The organism is Okeania sp. (genome assembly GCF_983059655.1).
Genome location: NZ_CEZPJD010000036.1, coordinates 21,214 through 23,632, shown reverse-complemented (window position 1 = coordinate 23,632; position 2,419 = coordinate 21,214). Strand labels below are relative to the sequence as shown.

Annotated in this window: 2 protein-coding genes; both read left to right on the top strand. The window is 34.3% G+C overall.

Going from position 1 to position 2,419, the window contains the following annotated elements:
- Window positions 1-401: 401 nt before the first annotated feature.
- Window positions 402-527: a hypothetical protein gene (locus AC3DU7_RS04260; protein ID WP_488038117.1), complete on the top strand. Its 126-nt coding sequence runs from the start codon at window positions 402-404 to the stop codon at window positions 525-527.
- 1,398 nt (window positions 528-1,925) lie between these two features.
- Entirely contained in the window at window positions 1,926-2,339 is a 414-nt protein-coding gene (locus AC3DU7_RS04255; RefSeq protein WP_488038116.1) for an NUDIX domain-containing protein, read from the top strand.
- The last annotated feature ends 80 nt before the right edge of the window (window positions 2,340-2,419 follow it).

Genomic DNA, 2,419 nt, shown 5'->3' with positions numbered 1-2,419 from the left:
AATATCACAAAAATTATGAGTATGCAGCGGAAAATCCTTTGGAGCGCGATTTTTTTATGAGCTTCAGAAAATGAAAATTTTGGTGCTTTTCCACTCAGGAGTTATGGATGGAAAATTTTGACGAGGGAAAACAAACATTTCTTAGAAGCTCCAGAAGATGAAAAGATCTTTGTATTACTTCTGCCTGCTGGCAAAATTCCCAAATATATAGTTGTTTGTTAGTCGGCAATTTTAGTTGAATAAAAAGTCATGCGTATAGGCGAGTAACTCCATCTAAGCTTTAGAATATCACAAAAATTGTGAGGATGCAGCGGAAAATCCTTTGGAGCGCGATTTTTTTATGAGCTTCAGAAAATGAAAATTTTGGTGCTTTTCCACTCAGGAGTTATGGATAGAAAATTTTGACGAGGGAAAACAAACATTTCTTAGAAGCTCCAGAAGATGAAAATATTTCTATATTACTCCTGCCTCCTGGAAAAATTCCTAAATACTTGGTTGTTTCTGAGTCGGGAATTTTGATTGAATAAAAAGTCAAGTTCAGAGGCGAACAACTCCATCTAAGCTTTAGAATATCACAATTTTTGTGAGGATGCAGCGGAAAATCCTTTGAGGCGCGATTTTTTATGAGCTTCAGAAAATGAAAATCTTGGTGGTTTTTTACTCAGGAGTAATGGATGGGAAATTTTGACAACAGAAGACAAACATCTCGGAAGCTCCAGAAGATGAAAATATTTCTATATTACTCCTGCCTCCTGGAAAAATTCCCAAATATATAGTTGTTTGTTAGTCGGCAATTTTAGTTGAATAAAAAGTCATGCGTATAGGCGAGTAACTCCATCTAAGCTTTAGAATATCACAAAAATTGTGAGGATGCAGCGGAAAATCCTTTGGAGCGCGATTTTTTATGAGCTTCAGAAAATGAAAATCTTGGTGGTTTTTTACTCAGGAGTAATGGATGGGAAATTTTGACAACAGAAGACAAACATCTCGGAAGCTCCAGAAGATGAAAATATTTCTGCATTACTCTTGCTTGCTGGAAAAATTCCTGAATATTTGCTTGTTTCTGAGTGGAGAATTTTAGTTGAATAAAAAGTCATGCGTAGGGGCAAGTAGCACCATCTAAGCTTTAGAATATCACAATTTTTGTGAGGATGCAACTGAAAATCCTTTGAGTCGCGATTTTTCTCCGGAGCTTCAGAGAATGAAAATCTTGGTGATTTTCCACCCTAGGAGGTTCAGGTGGAAAGATTTAATGACAGAAAAAATCTGATTCTAATTTCAAAAGTAGGAGAGTAGGGGAGTAAGTGAGAATTTTTAAATCTTTTTCCTGTGTTACCTCTATTCCACTCCCGACTCGTAACTCAAAAATTTAATCCCAGACAAAGATACCAAATGGCTTCCATACAAGACCATTATTTCAACATAGCTAGTCTTTTGTAGGAGTTTGAAGACCAAACCCCTACTTTTACCATTGGTATCTAGACGTTTTCTTGTGGAAAAACTGACTGAACGAAATTACCGAAACTTTTCCTTATAGGCATAACACAGATATACTATCGTGATTTTCCTTATAAAGTCTTTTGGCTGGGGTAGGAGACAGGAGACAGGAGAAAGGAGACAGGAGAAATGGGAATGTAGAGGAGGTAGGAGCTAAGTTTTGTCTCTAAATTTTTCTGCCATAATCGTCCCAAAATATTAGCATGCATGAGCTTTTTCCACCGAAAAGCTGGTACTTTTTTCAACTCTAAAACGCTAAAAGCAATATATGTTAATACTGTTAGAATTAATCAGCAAGCCCTAATTATCAATTATCAATTATCCATTATCCATTATTGAAAGCGCTTTTCATTTGAGTAGACCACAAATTAGGGATATTCAATGCAACGTCCCTATATAGTTATAATTTTTTTAACTAGGAGAAAAATATGAACAAGCTGCAAGGTTGTGTAATTATTTTGTTTAACAGCTCTCAGCAAATTTTACTCGTGCTTAGAGACAATAAAGACTCTATTCCTTTTCCTAATACTTGGAATTTATTAGGAGGATTTATTGAAAATGGTGAACTTCCAGAAGATTGTATATGCAGAGAAATAAGGGAAGAAATCGAAATTGAATTAACAGATATCAACTTTTTTCAAAAGTACAATATTTATGATAGAGAACATTATGTTTTCTGGAAAAAAATAGATTTAGACTTAATAGAAATTCCACTTAATGAAGGTCAGCGTTTAGCTTATTTTACTAAAGATGAATTAGACCAAAATCAACTAGCATTTCAATGTAATCAAGTTTTGAATGATTTTTTTATTCAAGTACTATGGCCTCAGTTTGGTAGGTAGATTTTAATATAGTAATGATTTATAGAAGAGTCTTTCCAAACTTAGGGAAAAAAACTATAGCACTATACTTATATAGAAAA

Bases quoted from the DNA above. Each gene is read 5' to 3' on its own strand.
- AC3DU7_RS04255 (WP_488038116.1), top strand. From the start codon at position 1,926: ATGAACAAGCTGCAAGGTTGTGTAATTATTTTGTTTAACAGCTCTCAG.